Source organism: Microcoleus sp. N3A4 (assembly GCF_036701805.1).
GTDB lineage: Bacteria > Cyanobacteriota > Cyanobacteriia > Cyanobacteriales > Microcoleaceae > Microcoleus.
In genome coordinates, this window is the sequence record NZ_JAUBRJ010000009.1 from 92,617 (window position 1) to 114,001 (window position 21,385).

At 46.4% G+C, this 21,385-nt stretch carries 22 protein-coding genes and 1 pseudogene; 10 read left to right on the forward strand and 13 right to left on the reverse strand.

Features of this window, described 5'->3' with window-relative positions:
- The first annotated feature begins 283 nt into the window (after positions 1 to 283).
- The 4 genes from QUA56_RS07860 (at position 284) to psbM (ending at position 4,805) form a co-directional block, all read left to right on the forward strand.
- Positions 284 to 1,669 carry a TIGR03279 family radical SAM protein gene (locus tag QUA56_RS07860; protein WP_333355447.1) on the forward strand — a complete coding sequence of 462 codons (1,386 nt, stop codon included), beginning with the start codon at positions 284 to 286 and terminating at the stop codon, positions 1,667 to 1,669.
- Between the two features lie 141 nt (positions 1,670 to 1,810).
- Positions 1,811 to 3,706 carry a TolC family protein gene (locus QUA56_RS07865; protein ID WP_333355450.1) on the forward strand — a complete coding sequence of 632 codons (1,896 nt, stop codon included), beginning with the start codon at positions 1,811 to 1,813 and terminating at the stop codon, positions 3,704 to 3,706.
- 495 nt (positions 3,707 to 4,201) lie between these two features.
- On the forward strand, positions 4,202 to 4,498 hold the full coding sequence (locus QUA56_RS07870) for a 2Fe-2S iron-sulfur cluster-binding protein (RefSeq protein WP_333339625.1): 297 nt from the start codon (positions 4,202 to 4,204) through the stop codon (positions 4,496 to 4,498).
- 193 nt (positions 4,499 to 4,691) lie between these two features.
- Complete coding sequence (psbM, locus tag QUA56_RS07875) at positions 4,692 to 4,805, forward strand: photosystem II reaction center protein PsbM (RefSeq protein WP_333355452.1); 114 nt, start codon at positions 4,692 to 4,694, stop codon at positions 4,803 to 4,805.
- 121 nt (positions 4,806 to 4,926) lie between these two features.
- On the opposite strand, the gene QUA56_RS07880 is transcribed toward psbM, so the two are convergent.
- On the reverse strand, positions 4,927 to 5,778 hold the full coding sequence (locus QUA56_RS07880; RefSeq protein ID WP_333355455.1) for a universal stress protein: 852 nt from the start codon (positions 5,776 to 5,778) through the stop codon (positions 4,927 to 4,929).
- Between the two features lie 141 nt (positions 5,779 to 5,919).
- Between QUA56_RS07880 and QUA56_RS07885 the strand changes: the two genes are divergently transcribed.
- On the forward strand, positions 5,920 to 6,420 hold the full coding sequence (locus QUA56_RS07885) for a thioesterase family protein (RefSeq protein ID WP_333355458.1): 501 nt from the start codon (positions 5,920 to 5,922) through the stop codon (positions 6,418 to 6,420).
- Here the strand turns inward: QUA56_RS07885 and QUA56_RS07890 are convergent.
- Positions 6,417 to 6,572: a hypothetical protein gene (locus QUA56_RS07890; RefSeq protein WP_333355461.1), complete on the reverse strand. Its 156-nt coding sequence runs from the start codon at positions 6,570 to 6,572 to the stop codon at positions 6,417 to 6,419. The two genes, QUA56_RS07885 and QUA56_RS07890, sit on opposite strands and share 4 nt — an antisense overlap.
- A 76-nt stretch (positions 6,573 to 6,648) precedes the next feature.
- On the opposite strand from QUA56_RS07890, the gene QUA56_RS07895 reads away from it, so the two are divergent.
- The 3 genes from QUA56_RS07895 (at position 6,649) to QUA56_RS07905 (ending at position 10,032) form a co-directional block, all read left to right on the forward strand.
- A complete protein-coding gene (locus QUA56_RS07895) occupies positions 6,649 to 7,710 on the forward strand; it encodes a DMT family transporter (protein WP_333355463.1) in 1,062 nt (353 codons plus the stop codon).
- Positions 7,711 to 7,732: 22 nt separating this feature from the next.
- Positions 7,733 to 8,908 carry an ATP-grasp domain-containing protein gene (locus tag QUA56_RS07900; RefSeq protein WP_333355465.1) on the forward strand — a complete coding sequence of 392 codons (1,176 nt, stop codon included), beginning with the start codon at positions 7,733 to 7,735 and terminating at the stop codon, positions 8,906 to 8,908.
- Positions 8,909 to 9,099: 191 nt separating this feature from the next.
- Positions 9,100 to 10,032, forward strand: coding sequence for a hypothetical protein (locus QUA56_RS07905; protein WP_333355467.1), 933 nt, complete (start codon positions 9,100 to 9,102; stop codon positions 10,030 to 10,032).
- Between the two features lie 76 nt (positions 10,033 to 10,108).
- On the opposite strand, the gene QUA56_RS07910 is transcribed toward QUA56_RS07905, so the two are convergent.
- The 5 genes and pseudogenes from QUA56_RS07910 to QUA56_RS36775 all read right to left on the reverse strand — a co-directional run.
- Complete coding sequence (locus QUA56_RS07910) at positions 10,109 to 11,065, reverse strand: DUF6282 family protein (RefSeq protein ID WP_333355470.1); 957 nt, start codon at positions 11,063 to 11,065, stop codon at positions 10,109 to 10,111.
- A 68-nt stretch (positions 11,066 to 11,133) separates the two neighbouring features.
- Positions 11,134 to 12,039: an alpha/beta hydrolase gene (locus QUA56_RS07915; protein ID WP_333355472.1), complete on the reverse strand. Its 906-nt coding sequence runs from the start codon at positions 12,037 to 12,039 to the stop codon at positions 11,134 to 11,136.
- A 14-nt stretch (positions 12,040 to 12,053) separates the two neighbouring features.
- The gene (locus QUA56_RS07920; protein ID WP_333355474.1) at positions 12,054 to 12,500 is read right to left on the reverse strand and encodes a SufE family protein; all 447 of its coding nucleotides are present in this window, start codon (positions 12,498 to 12,500) and stop codon (positions 12,054 to 12,056) included.
- Between the two features lie 296 nt (positions 12,501 to 12,796).
- Entirely contained in the window at positions 12,797 to 13,000 is a 204-nt protein-coding gene (locus QUA56_RS07925; RefSeq protein ID WP_333355477.1) for a GTP-binding protein, read from the reverse strand.
- A gap of 106 nt (positions 13,001 to 13,106) precedes the next feature.
- A pseudogene (locus QUA56_RS36775) lies at positions 13,107 to 13,250 on the reverse strand (ISAs1 family transposase); the annotation flags it as partial.
- Positions 13,251 to 14,189: 939 nt separating this feature from the next.
- Here QUA56_RS36775 and QUA56_RS07930 point away from each other — a divergent pair.
- Complete coding sequence (locus tag QUA56_RS07930) at positions 14,190 to 14,312, forward strand: hypothetical protein (RefSeq protein WP_333355480.1); 123 nt, start codon at positions 14,190 to 14,192, stop codon at positions 14,310 to 14,312.
- A 544-nt stretch (positions 14,313 to 14,856) separates the two neighbouring features.
- Here the strand turns inward: QUA56_RS07930 and QUA56_RS07935 are convergent.
- The 5 genes from QUA56_RS07935 to QUA56_RS07955 form a co-directional block, all read right to left on the reverse strand.
- A complete protein-coding gene (locus tag QUA56_RS07935) occupies positions 14,857 to 15,876 on the reverse strand; it encodes a CHAD domain-containing protein (protein ID WP_333355597.1) in 1,020 nt (339 codons plus the stop codon).
- An 804-nt stretch (positions 15,877 to 16,680) separates the two neighbouring features.
- Positions 16,681 to 17,019 carry a cytochrome c6 PetJ gene (gene petJ, locus QUA56_RS07940; RefSeq protein ID WP_333355483.1) on the reverse strand — a complete coding sequence of 113 codons (339 nt, stop codon included), beginning with the start codon at positions 17,017 to 17,019 and terminating at the stop codon, positions 16,681 to 16,683.
- A gap of 125 nt (positions 17,020 to 17,144) precedes the next feature.
- A complete protein-coding gene (psbV2, locus tag QUA56_RS07945; RefSeq protein WP_333355485.1) occupies positions 17,145 to 17,645 on the reverse strand; it encodes a photosystem II cytochrome PsbV2 in 501 nt (166 codons plus the stop codon).
- 248 nt (positions 17,646 to 17,893) lie between these two features.
- Entirely contained in the window at positions 17,894 to 18,382 is a 489-nt protein-coding gene (psbV, locus tag QUA56_RS07950; RefSeq protein ID WP_333355488.1) for a photosystem II cytochrome c-550, read from the reverse strand.
- Positions 18,383 to 18,527: 145 nt separating this feature from the next.
- The gene (locus QUA56_RS07955) at positions 18,528 to 18,719 is read right to left on the reverse strand and encodes a hypothetical protein (RefSeq protein WP_015178341.1); all 192 of its coding nucleotides are present in this window, start codon (positions 18,717 to 18,719) and stop codon (positions 18,528 to 18,530) included.
- A gap of 306 nt (positions 18,720 to 19,025) precedes the next feature.
- On the opposite strand from QUA56_RS07955, the gene QUA56_RS07960 reads away from it, so the two are divergent.
- Complete coding sequence (locus tag QUA56_RS07960; RefSeq protein WP_333355492.1) at positions 19,026 to 20,231, forward strand: transposase; 1,206 nt, start codon at positions 19,026 to 19,028, stop codon at positions 20,229 to 20,231.
- Between the two features lie 140 nt (positions 20,232 to 20,371).
- Here QUA56_RS07960 and accD read toward each other — a convergent pair whose 3' ends face one another.
- Positions 20,372 to 21,322, reverse strand: coding sequence for an acetyl-CoA carboxylase, carboxyltransferase subunit beta (accD, locus tag QUA56_RS07965; protein ID WP_333355495.1), 951 nt, complete (start codon positions 21,320 to 21,322; stop codon positions 20,372 to 20,374).
- Between the last annotated feature and the right edge of the window lie 63 nt (positions 21,323 to 21,385).

Genomic DNA, 21,385 nt, shown 5'->3' on the forward strand with positions numbered 1-21,385 from the left:
CGATGGTTCTCGTTTGAAAGTTGACCACTTTAAGGTTAACAAGGAAGGAGTTGTGAAGTAAAGCCATAACATTTAGCAAAAACAAAGAAAGCTTTTTAAGGTCAGCATTACAGGAGACAGTGCAGAAGAAATATAATCGCTCGCCCTTCACCAACACCTATTTCTCCCGACATAGCGCGCTTGACAAATAATATAAATTGTGATAGCCTAGTAGGCTAAATTTAAAATAAAAATCTTTTTTTGAACGGCAATTTATCAAACTTGAAAAAGCCAGCGCGATCGTATGAGCGAATCCTCAATCAAACCTGCCATAATTACAAAAGTTATCCCCGACAGCATCTGCGCGGAAATGGGATTTGAACCCGGAGACTCAATCGTCGCCGTCAACGGCCAAAAACCCCGCGACTTAATCGACTATCAATTCCTGTGCGCCGATGAATTTCTCGAACTAGAAGTTTTAGATGCCAAAGGCAAAAGTCACAAGTTAGAAATAGAAAAAGATTATGACGAAGACTTGGGAGTGGAATTTGAAACAGCTCTTTTTGATGGACTAATTCAGTGCAACAACCGCTGCCCTTTTTGCTTTATCGACCAGCAGCCTCCGGGAAAGCGCGAAACTCTGTATCTTAAGGATGATGACTACCGCCTCAGCTTTCTTTACGGTAGCTATCTCACTCTGACAAATCTGACTCAAAAAGAGTGGGACAGAATCGAACAAATGCGGCTTTCTCCTCTCTATGTTTCCGTGCACGCTACGGAACCGGAAGTGCGAATTAGGTTGCTAAAAAATCTCCGGGCTGGGAAGATTTTAGAGCAAATCAAATGGTTTCAAGAACGCCGCTTGCAAATTCACGCTCAAGTAGTTGTTTGTCCCGGTATTAATGATGGGGAACATTTAGAACGCACTTTGTTAGATTTGGCAAAGTTTCATACCGGAAATATTCCCGCTGTAGCATCGGTGGCTGTAGTGCCGGTGGGTTTAACTCGCTTTCGCCCAGCGGAAGATGAATTAATTGCAGTAACTGCCCAAAAAGCGCGAGAAGTCATCGAGCAAGTGCAGAATATTCAAGTGCTTTTGAGTAAAGGAAAAGGCGGCGAAAAGGCAAAGAAAAAGAATTCAAAATCGCGCTGTATTTGGCTGGCTGACGAGTGGTTTTTAATAGCTGGTTTAGATTTGCCGTCGGCTGCAGATTACGAAGATTATCCCCAAATTGGTAACGGTGTGGGTTCGATCCGCCAGTTTATCCAGCAGTTTGAAACGGCTTTTGAAAAGCTGCAACCGATGCAAGTCGAGCCTGCGCGAAAGTTGGTTTGGGTGGTGGGGAATGCTGTAGAAAAAGCTTTTGAGCCGATCGTACAACAACTAAACCAAATTCCCGGCTTGTCCGTCAACATGGCAGCACTGTGCAGCCGCTACTGGGGACAAACTATCACTGTTACGGGTTTGCTCACCGGGCAAGATTTGCTGGAAGCTTTGGAGGGGCGAGACTTGGGAGATGGCATCCTGCTGCCGTCGGTGATGCTAAAACAGGGGGAACCGCGTTTTCTCGACGACATGACCCTCGAACAGCTAGCCAGCTCGCTGAAAACCCGGATTTTGCCGGTTAGCGGAGTAGAGGAACTAATCTCGGCGGCGATCGGTCTGGCAACTGCTGAAGTTAAATTCTAAATTTTGAATCGAACATTCAAAAGTTAAGATGAGTAGGGTAATTCTGACTTGTAACTGGCGAGTTCAGGCTACAAACTAGAAACTTGAGACCTCAATCTTGCTCTAAAATTGTCTCTAGGATTGCAGAGTAATTAAAAAATTATGCGTGTTTTTCGTCAAATCATCGTAGTCGGAGTGGGCGCTGCAATTACTTTCAGCAACGCCGCACAGAGTGCTTCAGCACAGTCTCCGGCTCAATCTCAGGACAGTTTGGCCCTTAGCAATCAGCTCGAATTAGGGCCCAATATTCGATCGACCTCCAACACAGCGCCAGAATCAGCATCAGAGCCCGAAGAGTCGATCGCCCTTAACCCGCCAACCTCCGAGTCTCAGCAGCAAGGGGGAGCGAATATCGCATCAACTCCCCCAACCGGGTCCGAGCCAGCATCAAAGCCTCAACAGGCGGCTCCGGCTTCCCCATCAACTCTGTCTCAGGGCGGTTCAACGCCTCTCAGAGGTTTGGGGCCGACAGACGCTCAGCAGCCTTCCCCGAGCCCTCTCAACAATGTTCCGGTGCCGAGTTCCCCGGTACCAATTATCCGGGGCACTCCGAACGAAAGTTTCCCCCCTCTCACCCCGAGGGGCATTTTGGACACTAAGCCTCCGGCTTCTCTGGAACCCAACCCGAATCCGCTGCTGTTTCCGACAAAGCCCGAGGATGTCACGATCGAGCAAACTGAGTCAATTACCTTGCAGCAGGCGATCGACCTCGCCCGCCGCAACAGCCAAACTTTGCAAATCGCCGAACTGCAAGTGCAACAAAGCAGATCCGCTTTGCGCGAACAACAAGCTGCTCTTTATCCCGACCTCAATTTTCAAATGGATGCCAGCCGTTCTGTCAGTGCCGGCGGAGAACTCGGAATCCGGGCTAACCAGCGCCGCCTCAACACTCTGGCTAACCGAACCGGGCAGCCCGCCGAGCAAGCCGGCACAAATTTCGGCAACAACAGTCTCAACAGCACTTTGCAGTTGAGCTACAACATCGATTTGTTCGGAGGCCGGAACGCTACGATCCGCGCGGCAGAGGAACAGTTGCGCCTTCGGGAACTGGATGTGGAACGCCAAGCCGAGCAACTCCGCTTCGACACTGCTGAGGCTTACTACACCTTGCAAAACGCGGACGGACAAGTTGCCATCCGCCAAGCTTCGGTGAGAAATGCCCAGCAAAGTTTGCGGGATGCCGAAGCTTTGGAACGGGCAGGGGTGGGAACCCGGTTTGCGGTGTTGCAGGCTCAGGCAAATTTGGCTAACGAAGTGCAGCAACTGTCAGTGGCCCGCCGCGATCAGCGAGTTGCCCAGCGGCGTCTGGCTGAGATTTTGAATATCAGCCAGTCGGCGAACTTGACGGCGGCTGACCCGGTAGAGCAAGCCGGCTCTTGGAGGCTGTCTTTGGAAGAGAGTATCGTGCAGGCTTTTAAGAATCGCCCCGAGTTGGAACAGCAGTTGGTGCAGAGGGATATCAGCAAGCAGCAGAGGCGATCGATTCTGGCAGCGCGTTTGCCTCAACTGAGTGTTGGGGGTAGTTACAACGTGCTGGGACAAGACCCTGATAACCCCGATCCGTATGCTGCTCGCGGGTGGGCCGACGGGTATTCGATCCGGGCGAGTCTGACTTGGAGTATCTTCGACGGGGGCGCGGCGAACGCCAGGGCCAAACAGCGGGAGGCTGATATTACGATCGCCGAAAGTCGATTTGACCAACTCCGCAACCAAGTGCGCCGGGAAGTCGAACAAGCTTATTTTGGCTTGGAGTCGAGTTTTGAGAATATCGAAACTTCTGAGGCGGGGGTTTTGCAGTCGAGGGAAGCTCTGCGTTTGGCGAGACTGCGGTTTCAAGCTGGCGTGGGTACTCAGACGGATGTGATTCAGGCGGAAACTGATTTGACTAGGGCTGAGAGAAACAGATTGTCGGCAATTGTCACCTACAACCTGGGGCTTTCGTCTCTCCAGCGGGCTGTGAGCAATCTTCCCACGAATAACCTTTCGGATGCTCCTTGAGATTGAGTTGGGGCGATTCCCTACGGGATAGCTACGCGCGCGCGTCCTTTCAGGGCCAGCGGCATTGGGGCATCGGGTATCGGGCAACTCAAATACGACTGAGACTCAGAAACCCGGTTTCTGGGCCAAATATTGGTTTGGCGACCAGAAATCTAGGAATCTACCGGGTTTCTGACCAAGAATTTCAAAGGTGGTACCCGCCACGCGATCGATCCGTGGAATCAATCGAAAGCATCTCAAATCTCAAATCCTCAAGCCCCGAATTAATCAGTGGGGTCAATCCAAAATCTAAAATCTCAAATCTCAAATCGATTGACCCCGCGCGCCCAGCGTCCTGTCAACATCACCAATGCAAAAATCAGGAATGCCATTTTTGCATTTTGAGTTGCCCCGCGACCAATTTCCACTTTCTGGGCCCTAAATATTCTTAATAACCGAAACAGTAGTTAATATTTTTTAATAAAGACTCGCGTTTACCGCCCTAGGAAATCAGCAATGGCTAATATCAAGTTTGTGAAGGAAAATCAGGAAGTCATCGCAGCAGACGGAGCCAATTTGAGGCTCAAAGCTCTAGAAAACCGCATCGACTTGTACACGTTTTCGGGAAAGATGATGAATTGCGGGGGCTACGGTCAATGCGGCACCTGCATTGTGGAAATTGTCGAGGGAAGTGAAAATCTCTCGCCCCGCACTGACTTTGAAAACCGCAAGCTCAAAAAAAAGCCCGAAAACTATCGGTTGGCTTGTCAAGCTTTGGTCAACGGCCCGGTGAGTGTGAAGACTAAGCCTTAACTGCCGGTGGGCATGGGGCATTGGGCATGGGGCATGGGGCAAAAGGAAATAAAAATTCTTGGATTCTGAATGTGGATTTTTTACCTATTCAATTGTCTAGTGCTGCCTTCTGCTACATTCGAGTTTGCCTTTTGCCTTTGAGTGATATCCTAGTTGTGTGTTTTCCTATTTTCCGATAGAGGCGGGCGTCTTCATGGAAGTTAACGAATTAGGGTTTGTGGCAACCATTCTGTTTGTATTGGTTCCCAGCGTTTTTCTAATCATTCTGTACATTCAAACGGCTAGCCGTCAAGGCAAACAAGATTAGCAACTGCTGCTATTTCTGTCTGGCGCAAGCTGGTTGCAAAAAAAAGCGCCAACAGCTTTTTGCTGAGGCGCTTTTTTTGTTAACTGGTGAATGTTGGCTGCTAACTGTTAGCAATGAAAGTTTAACCGACTGTGCGGGCTAGCAAGACGGGACAGTTGGCGTAGACTCGCACGTAGTCTGATAGGGAATTTCCCAGGAGTCGATCGAGATCCACAAAGTTTTTGGCAACGTTGGGCCGCCGATCCGGGGAACCGATTACCAACAAGTCGGCATTCACGTCGTCTGCAATCCGACAAATTTCTTCGCCCGGTTTGCCTGTGGCACTCACGCAGCGGTAGCTAATTCCCATTTGTTTGGCGAGTGCGACTGCGGGAGCTAATACGGGGTCTTTTTCAGCACTTGCTGTTAAATCTTCGGTGGATTTTCCAGTCAAATCTTTGGTGACGTGTACTAAAATTATCTGTCCCCCGGTGACTTCTTTGACAAAAGATAGGGCTAGTTCTAAGGATTGTTTGGCGGATTCGGATTTATCGAGAGCCACCATGACGCGCTTAATTCTTTTGACGTAGATGTCGTCTTTTACTAACAGCATCGGTCGGGATGTTAGCTGGAAAACGTACTGGCTGACTGAGTTTTCCAAAATCGATTGCAGCCGTCCGAATCCCCGGGAACCCATAATCACTAAGTCGGATTGCTCTTCTTCTGCGACTTGGCAAACTGTGGTTTTCGGGTCTCCCTGTTTGAGCCGGGGATTGACTTTGCTGGGATCTATTTTCAAAGACTGGACTGCTTGTGCTAGAATCTTGCCTCCTTCTTCCAACTTCTCGGCCATGCCATCGGAGGTTACTTGGGGCGGCACGACGTGCAAGACGGTGACAGAGGTTTGTTGCAAGGAAGGGATGTCCATCAACATATTAAACATCTCTTCGCACAAGCCGCGACCGGCTACGGCTACTAAAATTTTTTCTATCATGGTTTTGGCGGTAAAAACAGTTGAGTTTTCTTGTGCGGCGTTAAACTAGGGCGTTGGTACTCTAGTTGCTTACTGTCAAGCATAAGCCTGAAGTTTGTCTTATGATTTGTAGAAATGTAGCGTTTTGGAACAATTTGTAAAGTGTTAGAGAACGATCGAACTCAACCAGAACTCGCACCGACTGGTGCCATTCAAAAGCGGCTCGGGATGGACTCAGAGGGCTGGTTTGAATATTTGGTGCGAGTGTACCCTCACCATACTGACTACAGCGGTGTGGTTTGGCACGGGACTTATCTGGCTTGGATGGAGGAAGCTAGGGTGGAAAGTTTGCGCTCTCTCGGCATCGAGTATGCAGACTGGGTGGCGCAGGGTTTGGAATTGCCTGTGGTGGAACTTTCGCTGCGCTACCACCGCTCTGTAAAAATGGGTCAACCTGTGGCAGTCAGAACGCGGATAGCTGCTAGCGAGGGTGTCCGGCTGCTTTGGGATTACGAATTTCGATCGCCTGATACTCAGGAGTTATATGTGACGGCACAGGTAACTTTGGTTGGTGTCGATCGCGACAAGGGCAAGATTATCCGCCAATTGCCACCGGCGCTAAAGGAGGCTTTGACAAGGCTTTCTGTTAAACCTTCAACCTAAGTTGCTGTTAATACCAATTCTCGCCTCCAGAAAGCAACAATGATGAGTGTGGGTTTGTTTGCGCTCACCTGAGTTCCGGGTGCGTCGCTCAAAGATTGTGGATATTCTTTAAGATTTACGGGTGGCGACGCACCATACAGATACTGTTGCATGAGTTTTGAGAATTAGTATAATTATAAATTCAGCCTTCTGCTTTCTGTTTTCTGCCACGAATCGGAATTGTTAATAATGTCAAAAAAACTGGGACTGCCAGAGCAAAATATTGAACTTCAGCGCAATATTTTGGAAAAAACCGAGTTAAACTCTGCATTAACAACTGAAGAAAAGACTATTGTTTCTGGAAGCCCGGATAGTTTAAAAAATGGTGAATTAGCGGACAGTCAAGGTAAATTTTGGGCGATCGCATCGCTGTCGGCGGCGCTGCTAGCGGTGTCGCTGGCTGCGATTTTTATGAGGTTGAGCGAACGGGAAATCAGCCCGAATGCTACTGTTTTTAACCGTTTGTGGATAGCAACTGTGGTATTTGGACTTTGGAACGGTGCGGGTGCTGCGCGCCGCCGAATGTCTGGGGCACAAGTTGAAGGGCGATCGAACTACACTCTGCAGGATGTGATGCTGTTAACAGCGGTAGGCGTGGTTTCTTCTGCTTCTGTGGGTTTCTGGGCCTGGTCGCTGACTCAGACTAATGTCGCTAATTCTACTGTACTGCGAAACTTAACTCCTTTATTTACTACTTTGGGGGGATGGCTGCTGTTGGGGCGGCGCTTTGACAACAGGTTTTTGGTGGGGCTGGCGGTGGCTTTGTCCGGGGCAATTGCGATCGGCATGGATGATTTGCAAGCTGCGAGAGACAATTTTGCCGGTGACATTGCTGCTCTTTTATCGGCGATGTTTTATGCAGGAAATCTGCTAATTTCAGAACATTTGCGAACCAAGTTTCCGGCAACAACTATATTGATATGGCGATGTTTCATTGGCAGTATATTGGTTTTGCCGCTGGTTCTGCTTGCGGGCGATCGAGTTTTCCCTGATTCTTGGCAGGGGTGGCTGACTGTAATTGCTTTGGCGGTGATTTGCCAAGCTTTCGGTCAGGGACTGCTCATCCACAGTCTCGGTCGTTTGTCGTCGGGATTTGTAGCTTTTTTCCTGCTGCTAGAACCCGTAATTACCGCTATTATGGCTTGGGTGCTGTTTTCGGAAAGTTTGAGCTTGTTTAATTGGTTGGCTTTCTCTGTGGTTTTGGCTGGGATATATTGGGCAAAATCTAGCAGTTCAGTTACTCAAAAATGAAATAAAAAGGGGTAAAAATTAAATGATTGCAAGATCCATTGGCATAAATTCTTGGCATTACGATTTTAGTTTGCTACCTCAATATTTGGAGGTGCTGTTTGCTAAATTGCGGATTGCTGTGGTGTTCGGCGGTGACTGCGATCGCGCCGGAGCTGTGATTTACAAAACTCACAATCCCCGCGCTTGGAAGAGTTACGAAATCGTCGCCCGCGAAATTGCTAAAGCCTTAGCACAAATTGGTTTTCAGCAAGTCTTTCTCATGCCTGATGACATGAAGTTAGCCGAACAACTAAAACAAAAAAATATCCATTTAGTCTGGCTGAATACTGGCGGAGTCCAGGGCTACAATCCTGTTTGTCACACTCCCGCTTTGTTGGAAATGTTGGGAATGCCTTATGTGGGTCACAATCCTTTAAACAGTTCAACTTTAGATAACAAACACGCTTTTAAACGGGAACTGCAATCAGTCGGAATTAAAACTGCTCCGTTTATGACTTGGCATCCTTCTCAAGGGATTTTGCATCCTAATTTGCACGAGCGTTTTACCATTGCTTTTAGTGATTGTCAAGGGCCTTTTGTTGTTAAACCAGTATCCGGCCGCGCTTCGCTGCACGTTCATTTTGTAGACAATATTGAGGGTTTGTCTCAGGCAGTTTCGGAAGTTCACCGAGCAACTCACAATACTGCTTTAATTGAGAAGTATTTGCCGGGACGAGAATTTTGTGTAGCGGTTTGCGGCTATGTTACTTATGCTCAAGGCAAATTTGATAAAAATACAAAACCCTTTGCTTTTTCGACGATCGAGCGGGTGCTGGAGCCTGACGAACGCATCTTTACTTCTATGGATCAAAAAGCGATTACGGCCGATCGAGGACGGTTGATGGGTAGCGAGGAACCGGAACTCAAACAAAAGTTAATTGAGTTAGCTCGAAAAATTTATTGGGAGTTTAGTTTGAATAGTTTGGTGCGAATTGATGTCCGAAGTGATGCTGATGGCTCGCTTTATGTTTTGGAAGCAAATCCGAAACCGGATCTGAAACACCCAGGGGAAAATGTGACGAGTTTGGTGGCTTTAGGTTTGGGGGAATACGGGATGAGTTATAACGATTTAATTTTTAGTTTACTGGCGGATAGGTTGGATTATTTGCTGACTCAGCATATCGGGATTATTCCTCATATTGTGGATTTGCTGCATTGATCGGGCTTGCAGGGTGCGGATGGCGCACCTTACCTGTAAACAAAAGGTATTTGTAAATAAATATAAATTGTTGAACCAAGTTAATACAGGCTTGCAAGTTGTGATAGCTTTGAGTAAGATAGCGATTTGTTGATGTCCATTTTTTGGGCAAGCATCAAGATTACTCAATTTATATCAATTAGATACAACAAATGGAAGCAATACTTTTATTAATAGGATTTGGATCGGGGGCCTTAGTCTGCTGGCTAATTTTGAATAAGCGAAATTCCCGCAATTTGGTGCGGATGCAGGGTTCGCAGGAAGCTATATCGAATTTGGCGGCTCAGTTGAATGCCCGCAATTCGGAATTGGAGCAAAAGGTGCAGAATGAAAACCAGCTAAATTCAGAATTGTCCGAGTTGCAAAGTCGGTTGGAAACTGTGACTCGCGAGCAAGATTTTTTAAATAATCGAGTGTCGGAAATGGAAGAATTTATGGGAGGAATTGCCCAGGAGCGATCGCAAATGGATTCTCTGATTGCTCAGTTGCAGTTAGAAAATGCTCAACAAGCTGAGTCGCAGTTAGCAGAAGTGGCAGAACTTCAATATCAGTTAGAAGTTGCGGAGCAGGATCGATCGCAGCTTAACGCTCAATTGCTGGAAATGCAAGCAGAGTTAGAGGCGGTTGATGCAGAACGTTCTCAATTTCACGCTCTGCTGTCTGAATTTGAGAGTCAGTTGCAAACTGCTAGTCAAACCAGATTGCACCTACAAAACCAGTTGTTGGAAATTCAAATTAAGTTCGATCGCTCGATTGAAGAGGGGGAGGAACTTCAGTCTCAACTTTCGGGCGTGCAAGCTCAACAGGAATTAGTCGAAAAAGAGCGATCGCAACTGCAATCGGAATTAGAAACAGCTAACAGAGAGCGATCGTACCTTTACTCTCAAATTTCGGAATTTCAAAACCAAATCGATACAGCTAATCAGGCTCAAAATCAACTGCAATCTCAAGTAGCGGAATTAGAAAATCATTTAGAAACCGTATATCAAGAACGTTTGCAGCTAAATTCGCAGCTATCCCAATTGCAAACCAAATCTCCAGCGGGCGATCGAGAATCTCAAGAACCTGAAGCAGAGCCTACTTGACTATAAATCACATAGAACACTGAAGTCCTCACTACAAACTTGAGAATAGTTAGGCAATCGGACGTAATATTTACTCCTAAATTCCTAACAAATGAGCTGGATTTTCCTTCATCATTAAATCAATTTCAGGTTGAGAAATGCCTTCCTCTATCAATTTTTTCACAAATAATTTGTAACCTTCCGCAGGTAAAGGATCGGGTTTTCTTCCCAAATCTGTACTCATAACAAAATGCTCGGCTCCGATTAGTTTAATCGCTGCTGCCATTTTAGTAATAGAAACTTGATGCCAGTTTTTGTGACCCTCATCAGCGGCATTTTCTCCCATCAAATCGTTGACAAATGCGAGTTCTAAGAAAGCTCCGGCTGCGGCGGCTGTTTGCATATTTTCTAGGGACAAACCGGGTACATCCGCCATTGCGTGGGTAATCAGGATGTTCTTAATGTTGAGAAGGTTGGCTTCAGTGACAACCGCCATCACTTCTTCTGAGGAAATATGACCGGTTTCCAATACCAAATTCTCTTTTGCTACAATCTTCAACACCGCTGCTGTTTCCGGTAAAACCTTGCCATTTTCCGCAACTTTAATCCCAATTCCCGACTTGTGAAAAACCTGCAAGTGATGCTCAGCATCAACCGTTGGCAGCCACACTACTTTACCGTATTTGCCACCGATGCGGTGCATTGCTTCTACAGCTTGAGGATTAATACCACCTACCGAATAATTGAGAACGACTCCCCCGAAAACTTCGATTTCTGGTACTATTTTATTCACCAAAACTGCTCGCGCTGCTGTGCTGGCATAATGATTTTTCAATACAACAGCTTTCATGTGCGATCGCGCCGCTGACTTAGCTACCTCAAAATCGTCTAATCTGCGGGGAATCACATCAGGAGAAGAATGGATGTGAAAGTCGATCGCACTTTCGATCGCACTCTTTGGCAAATTGACCATCGGCGAATCTCCGACAGCATAAACTGGCAGACAAAACCAATAGCAAACCATCCAAACTAACGTAAAAAAAACAGCTTGCATTCATCCCCTCTTCCCTTCTCCCCTCTGTGCCCTCTGCGCCCTCTGCGGTTCATCCCCTCTTAATCCTCTCAAATAAAAGATTTAACCGCATTTGCTAAAGCTGCTGCATTCTCTTCGTGCATACCCAATGAACCAGGAATAACTCGCGATTCAACACCCGGTAATTCCGTTAATGCTTCCATTTCAGCCTTTGATTTTGGCGGCGCATTTTCAGCAATTACAACCATCACCGGCACTGCTAATTGTTGAAATTTATCTGTAAATTCCGATCGCACTTTAGCCGGATCTAAACCACCAGTCACAAAGGCAGCGGAACCGTACCGAGCACCTGGTTTTTGCGTCACTTGCCATTTGCCTTGAATGAAATCCGGCGTGACTTTTGCTGCATCGGCGTAGACGTGGCGGCGGTACATAAAACTCAAGAAAGACGGCGCAGTGTTTAGTTTGTATAGGAATTGTCCCAGTAAGGGCGATCGTACTAATTCTCTCACAATTCCATGCCACCCGCTTTGCTGTTTGCTCATCGTCGGCAAAGGCCCGCGCCAAGTCGGCGCAGCCAACACAATCTTTGACCAAACATTGGGCTTTGATTGCGCTAATTGCATCGCATAACCCGCAGCGTGACCCGCCGCAACTACAGCAACAGCACTATTAAAAATTGACTCAACAAAATCCTTGAGAAATTGATGGTATAATTGCGGTTGATAGTCGGTTTTCGGGCGATCCGATTCGCCAAAACCCGGCCAATCTAAACTCACAACTTGAAAGTGAGAAGCTAACAATTCTGCTAAAGGACGCATTTCTTCTCGCGTCGAAACCGTACTGAAAGCAGGCAGCAGCAAGACAGGATTTCCCTGTCCTCTGGTTTCGTAAATAACTTTGATTTGGGTTTCTTTCCAATTCCAGAGATATTCTTGAACTGCGGCGGGAGAATTGCCAGAATTTGATTTTGTTATATCTGTAGTTTGAGTCATGGCTGTTTATTCTTTTAATTTGCTTCGGCTTGCTTGCTCAATTCACAAGCAAGTGCCTTATTTTTCATCATTTGAAAGATGTTATAAAATCCGTTAGCACGGGAAGGTGTCAAACTCACATTCAATCCCGTGTCTTGAATAAAATCTGGGGTAATGGTGACAATTTCAGCAGGCGTCAATCCGTTCAAACCTTCCACCAGCAAGCCAACTAATCCTTTGACTAACTGAGCGTCAGAATCGCCTTGATACAAAACTTTTCCGTCTGCCAAATTTGCAGTAATATAAACTTGGGATACGCAGCCAGAAACTTTGTTTTCAGGCAGTTTGTCGCTTTCGGGAAATGCTGGGAGTCGCTTGGCATACCACAGCAGTTGTTCGTAGCGCTGTTTCGGATCGGAGTGTCGCTGAAAGCGCTGGACGATTTTAGCTAGGGCTGCGGGTAGCGCGGTGTTTGCGGACATGATTCTCTCGTAGCGGTTTACTTCGTTAATATTATACGTTCTATTGTAGCAGGTAAGGTCGATCGATTTGAGATTTGAGATTTGAGATTTGAGATTAGGACTTACGCATGAGATAGTAGGGACACGGCATTGCCGTGTCCTCATGGGTTTTTAAGACACGATCTTAAACTAAGGAATGAGAATTAAATAACTTGCATTTTTTGTAGGTTGGGCCCGTGGAACGAAACCCAACCCCACGCTTGATTGTTGGGCGGAGTGAAACGGAGGGTTCGTTCCACGGGCCCAACCTACGGAAGTTATTTAATCCACGATCCTAAGCAACTGTTAAGCTGTTCTCGAATTTGATCGGTATCTAAGTTGCGGCCGATGACTGCGAGTTGATTGTTAGGTGGGGTAAACCATTCCGAAGCATCTAGTTCGTATCGCGAGCCGCTGAGTTGAAAAATGTGTCTCATCAGACTGTCGTTAAACCAGAGAATACCAGGGTAAGAGCATCTCAATCATGCTTGACAAAAGCACTCTTTGAATTTGCATCATATAGTCATTGTTCATCGCAGCCCGTTTGATTTTTTGTCGCAGGCTACGCTCTTTGAGTTGTTTCACAGGTTAACCGCCGGCCAGGGCGAGCCGTCTTACCAGAGCGAAGTTCTGAGGACTGTTTAACGAGCGAATCCGGGATTTATCTTCATTAAAAGTCACATCTAAACTCCAATGCACTTGGTTTTCAATGCTCCAATGTTGACGAATAGCACGACCATTCCGCTTTAGCGTCTACTGGTAAAGAACTTAGGTAAAACTGTACAGGAGTGAGTAGTTTTGTTCCGCAGATGACGAACTCTTAAGGGCGATCGCAATAGTGCGTAAGCCAGCAAGAGTGCTCTTGCTTGTAAAGTCCTCCTAGTTTGGCAAGTGATACCGCCCAGACTTTTCGAGTTTCGAGGCTCCGGATGTCCCTTTTCGGTTCGGGAATCATAACTCTGTTCAATCCCAATGAATTCCTGAGTTTTTGCAGTCTCAAACCAGTGTTTAACTTGATTGTAAAGAGTGGGATGATTGCTGTTTAGTGCCGCGACATAATCGGCTTTTTTCTCACGGATCAGTCGGACTATTTCTGTTTGATTCCCCATCGCATCAATGGTGATACAGCACTTCCAGATGTTATGAGGTACAATAGAATCGACTAAAAATAATATACCAATGAAAGCATACTCAGTAGATTTGCGAGCCTTTCATAGTAGCTGCCCCTAAGCGAACAGAAGCTGTAGATCGGAAAAACAGCAGAAATATTTGCCTGCAGTAAAAGCTTAGTTCAAAAACTTGTCAAGCAACAAAAAATCGAGGGAAATTTACAGCGTAAACGAGAGTGGTAAACCCAGATTCAGTCATTTGAATAATGCGTCAAAAGAGATAGCGAGAAATAGTGGCAGCACATCCCGATGCAACGTTGGTAGAATTGTGTGAGTTATTCGCCCAAAAGACAGGAAATTGGGTAGGCCCAACAGCAATGTGTAGCGCCTTACAGAAGTTGGGATTAAATCGTAAAAAAAAACAGTCAGTCGTAGCCAAGCAGGCACTGAAAGAGTCATCAAGTTAAGGTTAGAGTATTGGGAAAAAGTCAAGGATATCGAGCCAAAAAATGAGCGTATTTTTAGATGAGACTGGAGTATTGCGCTTGTTTAACCAGAACTCATGCACGTTCCCAACGAGGCAAAGCGAGCCTATGCGGTCAAACCTTTTTATCGAGGCAAGAAAGTCGCAGTAATTGGTGCAATTAGTCTCTCTTCGAGTAGTGGCATTGATGAACCTGGATAAGTCGATGGCGGGGCCAAGCATTTGAGGTATTTATCTAGAAATGTTTAGCGCCACAATTGTGGTCGGCAGCAGTAGACGTGAATTGATAATTTACCAGCGCATAAAGTAGATTCAATTAAGCCCGTAGATAGAAGCGGTGGGTGCTTCTATCTTGTGTTTGTCCCCAGAATATCCTGATTTTAATCCAATTGAATTATGGTGGTCGCAACTCAAATCTTTATGGCGACAGTTTTCACCAACCAGCACTAAAATGGTTGACAGGATAATTGCTGTGGCTCTTGACTTAATTAATCCGAAACATCTCAAAAACTGGTTTACTAATTGCTGCTACTGTACCTCATAACATCCGGAATTGCTGTAACAGTTTGTTGCCAGAAAGCTACCTTTCTTTTTCTCGGGGTGAAATAGGTAGGAGAAAAGGCAAACGGCGATCGCCGATCGCCCTTTCTTTTACTTAATACTCAAAAACGATCGCCCTTTTCCTTCCCAAAGCGCGAGTGCACTTTAAATTCCCGACTTCTTTTATAAATCGGGGATCTGCGTCTTATAATTGCTGCGACGCTTCCACCTTAGCAGCATCTTCAACCGCAGGATGAATTAATACCGATCGAAAACCTTGACGAATTTCCGAACTCAAATACCTGCGCTGCAAAACCTGCCATTTTTGCCAAGCTGCGTAGCGATTTTCTGCCAACAAACCAGCCAGTTTCGGCAACTCTTTTTTCAGATCGCGATCGACAAAATCTGTCAAAAACTCCCCTAAAACTTCACTGTCTTGAATATCGCCCAAACATTCTTGAACAGCTTTCACATCTTCGACATAAACTTCGTAACTCTCGCCGTAAAAATCGCCAAACAGATTCATCAAATAGCGAACCCGCTTCGCTTGCTTCCGCAAATCGTGCAGAATAGTTCCCTCCGCTGCTAACTTCTCTTCGACAGCCTCAGCATTCAAATCATCAGCAACTTTAACTTTGCCATCCTCATATTCTGTTCCCAGCAGCCAAGCCGGATGCAGGAAAAACTCACTGACTTGAGGTAACAGTAAATCCGGCAAAACCTCAGCAATTGGCAAATGTTCGATCGCCCGAAACTGCGGTTCTTCCAACCAATCCTCGATCGACTGCTTCAGCGATTGGTAACTTTTGTGCTCTAAAACAGCCCTCACTCCCTTCAAAGCGCGGTGTCGCTGTTTGAGCAAATTCAACAAAGCCTTATCCAAAACTTCCTGTTCGTCAGCCGGCAAATTCGGGTAATATCGGTTTTGGAGACTTTCGAGCATCACATCCAAATCCCTGAGCGTTCCCAGAATCCGCCCCACCTTACCAATTTTGCGTTCAGAAGCCTCTTTTGGCAAGTCTAAAACCGGAGCAAAACCCGTTACAGCCGATCGCAAACGTCTCAATCCCACGCGCATTTGGTGAAGTTCTTCGGCATCTTTGTCTTTCAGAACTTCAGCCTCGTGCGCTACACTTTTGCGGAAATATTTTTCAATCGCCCCAGAGGCTGCGTCTCCGAGAGTTTTAACTTGAGTTTTAACTTTTGCTGATGTTTTTACGTTCATGGCAGGTGTAGAGTCCACTTTGCGGACCGACTTTAATCTCGATTTCAAAGCTTTGCTAATAAGGGGTTATATTATAGCACATACTTTAATTTATGAACCGAATAAATAATTAATTTTAATTAATGCTCGATCGCACTTGCGACCTCAGAAACCCGGTTTCTTCCTATATTTCTCTAATTAAACCCAGGATTTTTCGTAGAAACCGAGTTTCTAGCCCCCATGCCTAAGCCTTGTTAATGTAAGGTGCTGGACAATTTATCCAAAGTCAGCATTTAGCAATCTTCAATCTCAAATCTTCAATCTCAAATCTTCAATCTCAAATCTCAAATCTTCAATCTCAAATCTCAAATCTTCAATCTCAAATCTTCAATCTCAAATCTTCAATCTTCAATCTCAAATCTTCAATCTTCAATCTTCAATCTCAAATCTTCAATCTCAAATTTCAAATCTCAAATCTTCAATCTTCAATCTCAAATCTCAAATCTCAAATCTTCAATCTCAAATCTTCAATCTTCAATCTTCAATCTCAAATCTTCAATCTTCAATCTTCAATCTCAAATCTTCAATCTTCAATCTTCAATCTTCAATCTCCAATCTAAAATCTAAAATCTAAAATCTAAAATAAAATGTCCCTCCCTCGCCCTTGGGCTAATAAAAATCGGATTTCTGGCGCGCTTTCCCAAATAGGTTAAGATCGCTGCAAACCGATATTTATTCGCCAAAAAGTGAGAGAGGGTGCGATCGGGAGGACAAGTTTTAAATTAAATCAAGCCCGCCCAGCTTGTGCGACTTCAAAGAGGCAGTTTAGCCTTTCCAGTCTTTCTCAGATTGCGAGAGCACGTAGGTTGCTACATCCTCGATTTGTTCGGGCTTCAAGCGCCCGGCGAAAGCAGGCATAGCATTTTTGCCCTTAGTTACCTGAGTGGTAATAGCCTCGATAGAATTCATGCCGTACTTCTCAAGAGCACTCTTTTTCAAGGTTTTCATGGCCATAACCACGTTGCCGCCACCGATGTGACAAGCAGAACAGTTAGCGCTAAAGAGTTTAGCTCCCTTAGCAGCATCACCTGCCAAAGCAGGGCGGCCAAAGCCGACGGTAAAAATTGCGATCGCTAACAGGGCGATCGATAAGAGTCTTTTCAACGCAGTTCTCCTCTAATGGACACGCAAAGGGTGATTCTTTAGATATTTTACCTGTTAAAACAGGCGCGATCGCTCAATCGCATCGCTTTCTCCCGAGTAATTTACCACTTTTTTGCAGCGGCAGTTCAACTCTCAAAATTCTCCACGCCCCAGCCCGGAGCTTTCTGAGCCGCTCGGATCACAAAAGCCGCCAAATTTTCGATTTCTGCCTGCTGCATCCAGCTTTCCGGCACTTGGCGGCACCAAAAAGTTTCCTCAGTACCGTCATAAGTCATCGGTTCTCTCAGATAAGCCACCAAACTATAGATGTTGTTGCGGGGAGGCGTTGCCCCCTTGAGGTCAGCCAAAGACAGAGATATCATCGGGTCCGGCAAAGTAGCTCCTCCGACGTGACAATTCAGACAACTTTGCTCGAACAACACCTTGCCGGCAGACAAATCCTGAGCCGAAAACAACCGAGTATGTCCCTCAGAGTCCAACTCCAAAGCCACAGGTTCGCTGACTTGTAAATACCTATTCACGTAAGAATCGGCAGCAGCCAAAACAGGCTGAGGAGCCAACAGCACGAGTGGCAAAATAATTAACATCCCCAACAGAAAGCAGACAAAAACACCACGATGCAGCATAAGGGCGTAGAAGCGTCAATAATTCATTAACATTTGCTCACAAAATCGAATTTTTTTGTTTCACTCTGGCTTTCGTCGGCCTGAACCAGTCCACAAGCTTGAGTCGGCGGGTTCGACTGGCGAGAATCAATGAGTAGGGAATAAATTTTAGATTTCAGATTTTAGATAGAAAAACAGCCAGCCAGCAATCCTTGCCAAACCCCAGCCCCCTCCCCATCCAAAATCTAAAATCTAAAATCTAAAATCGATTAGCGAGCGCCTTTGCCACCAGCCCACTGCTTGGAGACAATTTTTGGCTGCAGCAGAATGTGACCGGCAATCGCGTACAAATCGTCATCCGAGAGATTTCTCATCTCAGCGAAAATATCCGCGCTCTTCATGCTCGGATGCAGTTCCGAAATCTCCTCAAACCCGTCATAAGTGGTGGGATTTTTCATAAAGTCCACCAGCGACTCAATATTATTCCGGGGCGGGTTGGCCAAAGCCAGAGTTTCCGGGCTCAAATTCACGTTGGGGTCAGTTTTTGTCATGCCCGCAGCGTGACATTGAGCGCAAGCCGAGTTGAACAGGCGTTTGCCTTGCTGAACTTGTTTGAGGCTCAGCACCACCGGAGCACCGTTGTCATTCAAAGTCACAGTGCGAAGTTCAGGACTCAGTTCGACAGCCATCGCACTGCTGACAAATAACTGAAAGCTCAAGAATACAGCGGTCAGAGCAATGAAATATCTTTTAAGCATGGTTCTCCTTAAAAAAATCCGGCAAATTATTGAACGCTAAGAGATCGTACCTGGCAAACAGATTTGTGTTCAAAATGCCCTCCTTATGCAACAACTGGCGAAAGTTGGTGCAGCCATACCTTTAAAGGTAGAGGAATTTTGCGATCTAATCTGCAAGAAGTTTTGAGTCGCGCCTTTTTTCGAGAGCGGACATAATTGCCTTAACATCCTCCAAAGCCAAACGGGTTTGAGGGTGCTTGTAGGCAATTTCCAACTCGTCGCACAAGCGGATCACGTCTTCAACAGGGACGTTGAAGTCCTCTGCTATTTCTGCGATGGACAGGTCTGCAAAACCCATAATTTTTAGGTCGCTGACAGGTCAAAATTGAGTTGACGGCTATTAACTGAAAGCCAGACAATTTCAGAAAGCGCTGTTAACTTGTTCTGTTAGTTTGTTCTGAGATTTTGTTCGATCGCAACCTAACTAACCGCTAACTGCGACTAGGCATTTTTGCCCAGCCAAACTTCAGCGCCAATCAACTTCCGATCAATATCATCCCACTGCTGCGTCGTTATTACCAAAAATAATGGGTTTAAAGCCCCGTCCTTCTAAGACGGCTTTCTTTAACTGTGGTATACTTACGCTAGTTATGTCAGCGTAAGTATGCTTGTTTTTGAGGCAAAACTAGAGGGACTTGCACAGCAGTACGAGCGGCTCGATGAAGCCATTCGTACTGCTCGCTTTGTCCGCAATAGCTGCCTTAGATACTGGTTGGACAACAAGGGGATTGGCAAGTACGAGTTGAGCGCCTATTGCGCTGTTCTCGCCGCATTGTTCCCGTTCGCCGGCAAACTTAACTCCCAAGCTCGACAAGCTTCTGCCGATCGGGCTTGGAGTTCTATCGCTCGGTTTTATGACAACTGCAAAAAAAACAAGCCTGGGAAGAAAGGCTTCCCACGCTTTAAGAAGCATCAAACACATGGCTCTGTTGAATATAAAACAACGGGCTGGAAGTTGTCGTTCGATAGACGAACTATCACCTTCACTGATGGGTTTGAAGCAGGAAGCTTCAAGATGTGGGGAACTCGTGACCTTCACTTCTACCAGTTGAAGCAGATTAAGCGAGTGCGTGTTGTTCGTAGAGCTGATGGGTACTACGTTCAGTTTTGCCTTGACCGAGAACGGGTAGAGAAGAGAAAGCCAACGGGTAAGACTGTTGGACTGGATGTTGGATTGACTCACTTCTACACCGATTCGGACGGTCAGACAATCGAGAACCCCCGTCATCTGAGAAAGTCCGAGAAAGCGCTCAAGCGTCTTAGTCGTAAACTTTCTCGCACGACCAAAGGGTCGAAAAACAGAGTCAAAGCGAGAAATCGCCTGAGTCGAAAGCACCTCAAGGTAAGTAGGCAGCGTAAAGATTTTGCCGTGAAGTTAGCAAGATGCGTCATCCAGTCTAACGACTTGGTTGCCTATGAGGACTTGCAGGTGCGTAACATGGTTAGAAACAGACAACTGTCAAAGTCTATATCTGATGCTGCATGGTCGGCTTTCCGTCAATGGTTAGAATATTTTGGCAAGGTGTTTGGTGTGGTAACGGTTGCCGTACCACCGCACTACACTTCTCAAAACTGTTCCAACTGTGGGGAAGTCATCAAGAAGTCTTTGAGTCAAAGAACACATCGCTGTCACCATTGTGGTTTTGTAATAGACCGAGACTGGAATGCAGCAATTAACATACTTGAGTTAGCACTCCGTACCGTGGGGCACACGGGAACGTTAAACGCCTCTGAAGACATCGACCTCTGCATTGGTGAGGCAACTCCTCAATGTAAGCCGAGTCGTGGAAAGAGGAAGCCCAAGAAGTGATTCTTGGAATCCCGCGGTACGGCCGGGGAGGATGTCAACAAACTCAATATTTTTCGTAGAAGCCTGGTTTTTGGCAATTCCTCAGAAATTTTTCGTCTCTCCCCCGGACTCACCAACAGAGAATCATCCGGCGTTGCTGCTTAGGGAGAAAGCTTGAAAGCGTGAGTCTGCGGGGACAAAGCGTGGTTATCGCTGCCATCGAGGGCGGGGAATTCCGAGCCGGCAAAGAAAGGCTGGGGCTGGTGGAGGCTGATGAGCCCAGCGAGAGTTTTCTTTAATTGAGTCCGAGGTACGATCAAGTCTACAAAACCGTGGGCGAAGGAGTATTCGGAAGTTTGATAATTTTCCGGCAGCTTTTCCCGCAGAGTTTGCTCGATTACCCGGCCGCCCGTAAAGGCCACAGTAGCTTTTGGCTCTGCAATTATAATGTCTCCCAGCATGGCAAAACTGGCGGTGACGCCGCCGGTGGTCGGGTGGGTCAAAATCGGGATGTAAAGCAGTCTCGCTTCCCGGTGGCGCTCCAGAGCCCCGGAAATTTTAGCCATTTGCATCAAGCTGAGCATTCCTTCTTGCATTCTCGCACCGCCAGAAGCGCAGACAATAATTACCGACAAGCGTTCCCGGGTGGCGTGTTCGATGAGGCGAGTCAGCTTTTCTCCGACAACTGAGCCCATGCTGCCGCCGATGAACTGAAATTCCATGACTCCGAGGGCGACGGGCAAATTTTCGAGTTTGCCGATGCCTGTTTCTACGGCGTCTAGGTGGCCTGTTTTTTCTTGAAATTCTCGGAGTCGATCGCTATATTTTTTGCGATCGCGAAATTTCAGGGGATCGGTGGCGTGCAGTCCTTCGTTAATGGGCATCCAGGTATTGGGATCGATCAACTGCTCGATGCGATCGTCGCTGTAAACTCTGATATGATGCCCGCATTCCAAGCAAACCATTTGATTTGCTCGCAGGTCTTTGGTATAACTGAGGGCATCGCAAGCTTCGCATTTATTCCAAAGTCCGTCGGCAATTTCTCGTTCCGGCCGTTCTTGGGAGTTCGGTACTGATTTTCGTCGATTTGCAAACCAATCAAATAGAGACATTAAAACTTGGTAATTGTTAACTGTTGACTGTTGACTGTTGACTGTTGACTGTTGACTGTTGTT

Excerpts from the sequence above, each read along its gene's own strand:
- QUA56_RS07860 (WP_333355447.1), top strand. The coding sequence starts at position 284 with ATGAGCGAATCCTCAATCAAACCTGCCATAATTACAAAAGTTATCCCC.
- QUA56_RS07865 (WP_333355450.1), top strand. The coding sequence starts at position 1,811 with ATGCGTGTTTTTCGTCAAATCATCGTAGTCGGAGTGGGCGCTGCAATT.
- QUA56_RS07870 (WP_333339625.1), top strand. The coding sequence starts at position 4,202 with ATGGCTAATATCAAGTTTGTGAAGGAAAATCAGGAAGTCATCGCAGCA.
- psbM (WP_333355452.1), top strand. The coding sequence starts at position 4,692 with ATGGAAGTTAACGAATTAGGGTTTGTGGCAACCATTCTGTTTGTATTG.
- QUA56_RS07880 (WP_333355455.1), bottom strand. The coding sequence starts at position 5,778 with ATGATAGAAAAAATTTTAGTAGCCGTAGCCGGTCGCGGCTTGTGCGAA.
- QUA56_RS07890 (WP_333355461.1), bottom strand. The coding sequence starts at position 6,572 with ATGCAACAGTATCTGTATGGTGCGTCGCCACCCGTAAATCTTAAAGAA.
- QUA56_RS07895 (WP_333355463.1), top strand. The coding sequence starts at position 6,649 with ATGTCAAAAAAACTGGGACTGCCAGAGCAAAATATTGAACTTCAGCGC.
- QUA56_RS07900 (WP_333355465.1), top strand. The coding sequence starts at position 7,733 with ATGATTGCAAGATCCATTGGCATAAATTCTTGGCATTACGATTTTAGT.
- QUA56_RS07905 (WP_333355467.1), top strand. The coding sequence starts at position 9,100 with ATGGAAGCAATACTTTTATTAATAGGATTTGGATCGGGGGCCTTAGTC.
- QUA56_RS07910 (WP_333355470.1), bottom strand. The coding sequence starts at position 11,065 with ATGCAAGCTGTTTTTTTTACGTTAGTTTGGATGGTTTGCTATTGGTTT.
- QUA56_RS07915 (WP_333355472.1), bottom strand. The coding sequence starts at position 12,039 with ATGACTCAAACTACAGATATAACAAAATCAAATTCTGGCAATTCTCCC.
- QUA56_RS07920 (WP_333355474.1), bottom strand. The coding sequence starts at position 12,500 with ATGTCCGCAAACACCGCGCTACCCGCAGCCCTAGCTAAAATCGTCCAG.
- QUA56_RS07930 (WP_333355480.1), top strand. The coding sequence starts at position 14,190 with ATGCACGTTCCCAACGAGGCAAAGCGAGCCTATGCGGTCAAACCTTTT.
- QUA56_RS07935 (WP_333355597.1), bottom strand. The coding sequence starts at position 15,876 with ATGAACGTAAAAACATCAGCAAAAGTTAAAACTCAAGTTAAAACTCTC.
- psbV2 (WP_333355485.1), bottom strand. The coding sequence starts at position 17,645 with ATGCTGCATCGTGGTGTTTTTGTCTGCTTTCTGTTGGGGATGTTAATT.
- psbV (WP_333355488.1), bottom strand. The coding sequence starts at position 18,382 with ATGCTTAAAAGATATTTCATTGCTCTGACCGCTGTATTCTTGAGCTTT.
- QUA56_RS07955 (WP_015178341.1), bottom strand. The coding sequence starts at position 18,719 with ATGGGTTTTGCAGACCTGTCCATCGCAGAAATAGCAGAGGACTTCAAC.
- QUA56_RS07960 (WP_333355492.1), top strand. The coding sequence starts at position 19,026 with ATGCTTGTTTTTGAGGCAAAACTAGAGGGACTTGCACAGCAGTACGAG.
- accD (WP_333355495.1), bottom strand. The coding sequence starts at position 21,322 with ATGTCTCTATTTGATTGGTTTGCAAATCGACGAAAATCAGTACCGAAC.